We start from the raw sequence: 4,738 nt of genomic DNA on the forward strand, positions 1-4,738 counted from the left end.
GCTTCTGCCGTCTAAAAAATCAAGCGCAAGCTTGGAATTTACTAGCAAAAAGTCGCTTCCGCTGTCAAACGCGTCAAATAAAATTTCGCCCCCCAGCCGCAGCGCGCACTCCCGCTCGCGCTCATATATCTGCGCTCCAAGCGGCGCGCCTTCGCAGCCAAAGTGCACGATCTGCGCGCCCAGTCTGCTAGCTAGCTCCTCCGCAGCCTCGTCGTACCACACGGCGACGTTAAAGCCGCTAAAATCGTGCTTCGCGCCCGCTGCGTCAAATTCCGCCATGCTCTGCGCGTTTAAAATTTTATTGCTGCGCGCAGGCTCGTATTTTAAAATATCGCAAAACGCCCTGTATGCCGCGCGGTCGTCAAACTCCATCCCCACGGCGTCGCACTTCGTAAAATACGCCATCTGCGGCTCTATGATCTCCAAAATCCTCATGCGCTCGCTCGGGTGCGTCTGCATCAGGCGGTGCGCGAAGATAAAGGCGCTGTTGCCCAAAAACTCACGTGAGCATGCGGGGATTTTCGTCGAGTAAAAATAGGGCGCGAGGCTTTTGTAAAACTCGAAATCGGCGGCATCCGCGATGCTCTCAAATGCTTTAAATTTATCCAAAAACGCCCTCGGCTCGCAGCGCAGATCTTTAATCGCCTCTTTTTCGCTAAGAGGCGCGATGATTAGCTCGCTTCCAAAGTGCGCTATGAGCGTATCTAGCGGCTCTTTTACGCTCACCATGGTGCCACCGATTTTTACAAATTCCACTCCCTGCGCGCTGAAATAGGGATCGTGCGCGCAGATGTCGTCAAGCAGTGCCGCAAGATCGGCAAAGGGCGCGCTTTCATAAACATAGGGCTTGAAGTAGCTTGCGACGTCGCAGCGAGGATCGAAGCGAAAGAGCCTGATTAGCATTTTTCATCCTTTTTTTTATGGCGAATGATACTAGAATTTGCCTTAATAATGAGTTTTTTAGGCTCAATTTTATAAAATTGCGCCTTAGATTAACGCAAAGGCCGGCTATGAAAAATTTATACACCCTAAATCACGCGCCGATAAATGCGCATTTTAGTAAAAACTCCAGCGATTTCGTCGTGCGCGAAGTGCCGCTTTACGAGCCTAGCAATGATGGCGAGCACTGCATTTTGCTGCTGCAAAAAAAAGGCATCAGCACGCACGAGGTGCTGCGGATTTTAAGCGAACATACGGGCGCTAAGATGCGCGAGTTCGGCTACGCGGGGCTTAAGGACAAGCAAGGCCTTACGACGCAGCACGTTAGCATGCCCGCTAAATTTGAACCCACACTGGGCGGATTTTCGCACGAAAGCCTTAAAATTTTAAGCGTGCAAAGGCACAAAAACAAGCTTAAAATCGGCCATCTTAAGGGCAACGACTTTTTCATCCGCCTAAAAAAGGTCCTGCCGCCCGACGCCGTCAAGCTCGCAGCCGCGCTAGATACGCTAGGGCGCGAGGGCTTTGCGAACTACTTCGGCTATCAGCGCTTCGGCAAGTTTGGCGACAACGCGGCGCAGGGCGAGGAGGTGCTGCGCGGACAGAGGCGGCTTAAAAACCCCAAAATGCGCGACTTTTTAATCAGCGCCTATCAGAGCGAGCTTTTCAATCGCTGGCTTAGCAAGCGGGTCGAAATTTCAAAATTTGCGGCGGAATTTAGCCTTGGGGAGTTTGCTAAAATTTACGGACTAAGCAAGGAGGAGGCGCGCGAGATCGCGGCTCAGCCGCAGTTTTTCAAGCTTTTAAGGGGCGAGATTTTAGGACACTTTCCCCGTGGCGCGTTTTTTAGCTGCGACGATCTGGGCGCAGAGTGTGAGCGGCTCGCAAAACGAGAAATCACGAGTGCAGGCCTTATCGTGGGGCGAGTAAAGCTGCGAGCTAGCGGGCTTGGCGGCAGATTTGAAGATGAAATTTTCGCGCCTGCTCGCGAGTTTGAGGCACAGATGAACGGCTCGCGCAGGTTTGCGTGGAGCTTTATGGAGCGCGTGCAGCACGCCTACGATGCGCAAAATGCGCATTTTAGCTTCAGTTTTTACCTGCCGAAAGGCTCTTATGCGACGGTCGTTTTGGAAGAAATTTTGCACCGAGATATATTCGAGGGCGCCGCGACAGACGAGGATTGAGCCGCATCGCGCGCTGTAGAGTAGGGTTCGCACCACATTTACGCTACGGCGTAGCGCACCGCACTGCACCGCGCTGCAGAATAGGGCTCACGCCACGCCCCACGTTAAACCGCGCTGTAGAGTAGGGCTTGGCTACGTCGCGGCGCACCACGCGGAATTTTACGGAATTTTAGAGCTTGGCTACGTGGATTTAAATTTGCGCGGTAGAAAAATTTTATGAAATTTTATCGCAGAAAGCGTGCCGTTTTGTCTAAGCCATAGAATTTAAAATTTTATTCGGCTCGGTCGTAGGTGAATTTGATAAATTTCACTTTTTATAGTTGCCCAAATTCATTTTCGTCGACAATCAACAAAATATTATTAAGCTTAAAATCGCTTAAGTCTTTTATCTACTATTACCCGTTTACAATATTTTCAAAAAAATTATTCTCTTCCCAAAAGTAGCATTCTAACATTTTTAAAATTCCATTTTCCAAAAGAACCATTGCTCCTCCAATGTTTTCATCAGAAAGCATTAAATTTACATTGCCGACAAAACCGTTGTTTTTGCTTTTTTCTAATATTTTTTTACACTCGAAATGGCAATAATATCCGGCTGTCGAAACCTCTCTTTTTGTAATTTCTGAATTTTCAAACTGCTTATAAAGCATATAATCGCTTAAATCATAACTTATTAGTTTAACAATTTCAGCTTCGATATTTGCAATATCCGTAAAATTATCGAGGGATAAACATCGTTCCGATTTTTGGTTTTCCATTTTTTATAACTCCACGTACATTAATTTCATAGCCTTTAATATTAACTTTATAGCCATTAGTAAAATTATTTGGCAATTTACCATTTGCCATATCTCTTTCAAGTTCTTTAATTATAGCATTATAAGCTTGTTATTGATTATTTTTAAATTTATTTAAAAAATCATCTAATTTATGCTCTTTTTTTGTTAAAGATGTGATTTAATTTATTAGCTTCTTTATCGTCGTCATCCTCCGGAGGTAATGGTGCAGGCTGGAGCTTGTACTTTGTTCACATTCACTCCGTAAAATTTCTCTTTTAAATTCCGCAAGCCGTGAAATTTAAGCCAAAAAAGCTATAATTGCGCTCGGGTGTGGCGTGCGGTCGCTCCGCAAGGAGAGGAAAGTCCGAGCTGCGATAAGACAAGGTTGCGTCTAACGGACGCCGGGGGCAACCCTAGGGAAAGTACAACAGAAAGCAAACCGCCGCGCAAGCGGTAAGGGTGAAAGGGCGGGGTAAGAGCCCACCGCGCGCGTGGAGACACGGGCGGCAATGCAAACCCAACCTGCAGCAAGAACGGGTGGTTTCGTCTTATATTCGAACCGTTCGCTCGAACCGATTTGCAAAAATCGGTCTAGATAAATGACCGCTGTAACGGAACTCGGCTTATAACCACACCTTTTTTTACGCCGAATTTATTTACTTGAAATAAGGAAAGAATTTTGAAAAGCTTAATTTTATGCGGCACGCTTTGCGCCGTCGTTTTAGGGCTCGGAGGCTGCGCGAGTGCGGGCGCTGATAAATCTATAATCTTGCAAGGCGACGCTCACGATCGCGCTTGTGCAGAGGTTTATGAGCGCTATAAAGAGCTCGAAGCGGAGCTCTTGGCGGTCGAGGATCGATACGCAAACCCAAGCGTTGCGAACGATTATATACAGACTTACGATGAATACGAGCGCGCCGTCGCCTACTACAACAAAAATTGCGCGACCGATAAATAAACGGCGTAGATTGAGCGTGATTTGGTATAAGCATGGCTGCGGGCAGCGGCGCAAAGCGCTCAAAATTTTATAAAATCTCTAAAAACTATATGAAAATTTTACGCGAAGCAAAAAGCGTCTAAAATTTATTACGTACGCTTGGGGATATAGTGATGCGAAGTCGCGGCGTGGAGCATGGGCACGATGCCTATTCATGCCCGTATTTAGTTTGGCGCGTCAAGGTTGCAGTAAATCGTATGACGACACCACATACTCCGCATTAGCTAAAGGGCGCGCGATTTATTAATCGGATCGGCGCTAAGCCTTGAAATCGCGAAGTCGTGCTCAAAAATTCCGTCGCGCAGATTTGAATTAGTGGCTTAAAGTGTCAAAGCAATACCCCAAAATTTAGCCGCGAGTCGGACGACGAACGATTTATTAATCGGATTGGTGCAAAGTCGCACTAAAAATTCCGTCACGTGGAGTTGGCTGTTATGTCCGTTTATGTGTCTGCCAAAGCCTCGCAGCCTCAATATAAATAATTTCATCGAGTGGATTTGAATTGGCGCCTAGGCGCTTGGATCGATCGTAAAATCAGGTCTCAAAAATCATATTACTCGGGTTTGACCTGCTGCGCGATTTTCGCGGCGTATAAGGGCGGTAAAACGAGATCATTAGCGCAGTATTAAGGTACGGCGTAATTTTTCCGCTTACGCATGCGGCTTTTAGGCGCTTGGTAATTTCAGTTTACTCGCAGAATTTTCATATGTGCAGTTTTTTGAGACCATAGCAGCGGGATTTTGGGTTTTTAGCGCGAAGGTATTTGGCGAATTTGCAGTGCTATGGCTCTGATTTTTGTCGAGAAATTTTAGAATTTTACGATTTCGTAAGAGAATTTT

Annotated in this window: 4 protein-coding genes and 1 other RNA gene; 3 read left to right on the forward strand and 2 right to left on the reverse strand. The window is 46.7% G+C overall.

The window, feature by feature from the left end; genetic code table 11:
- Nucleotides 1-903, reverse strand: a 903-nt coding sequence (locus tag Q0340_RS09710; protein WP_298083137.1) for a hypothetical protein, incomplete at its 3' end; no start/stop codon positions are given.
- Nucleotides 904-1,010: 107 nt separating this feature from the next.
- Here Q0340_RS09710 and truD point away from each other — a divergent pair.
- Nucleotides 1,011-2,123 carry a tRNA pseudouridine(13) synthase TruD gene (gene truD / locus Q0340_RS09715; protein ID WP_298083138.1) on the forward strand — a complete coding sequence of 371 codons (1,113 nt, stop codon included), beginning with the start codon at nt 1,011-1,013 and terminating at the stop codon, nt 2,121-2,123.
- Between the two features lie 395 nt (nt 2,124-2,518).
- On the opposite strand, the gene Q0340_RS09720 is transcribed toward truD, so the two are convergent.
- Nucleotides 2,519-2,881 (reverse strand): hypothetical protein, encoded by a 363-nt coding sequence (locus tag Q0340_RS09720; RefSeq protein ID WP_298083139.1) that lies wholly within the window; start codon nt 2,879-2,881, stop codon nt 2,519-2,521.
- A gap of 346 nt (nt 2,882-3,227) precedes the next feature.
- On the opposite strand from Q0340_RS09720, the gene rnpB reads away from it, so the two are divergent.
- Both rnpB and Q0340_RS09730 read left to right on the forward strand, forming a co-directional pair.
- Nucleotides 3,228-3,544: RNase P RNA component class A (rnpB, locus tag Q0340_RS09725), an RNA gene on the forward strand.
- 37 nt (nt 3,545-3,581) lie between these two features.
- The gene (locus Q0340_RS09730) at nt 3,582-3,860 is read left to right on the forward strand and encodes a hypothetical protein (RefSeq protein WP_298083140.1); all 279 of its coding nucleotides are present in this window, start codon (nt 3,582-3,584) and stop codon (nt 3,858-3,860) included.
- The last annotated feature ends 878 nt before the right edge of the window (nt 3,861-4,738 follow it).

The organism is uncultured Campylobacter sp., from assembly GCF_938045595.1.
Classification (GTDB): Bacteria; Campylobacterota; Campylobacteria; order Campylobacterales; family Campylobacteraceae; genus Campylobacter_B.

Coding starts and splice junctions, on each gene's coding strand:
- truD (WP_298083138.1), top strand. CDS start 1,011: ATGAAAAATTTATACACCCTAAATCACGCGCCGATAAATGCGCATTTT.
- Q0340_RS09720 (WP_298083139.1), bottom strand. CDS start 2,881: ATGGAAAACCAAAAATCGGAACGATGTTTATCCCTCGATAATTTTACG.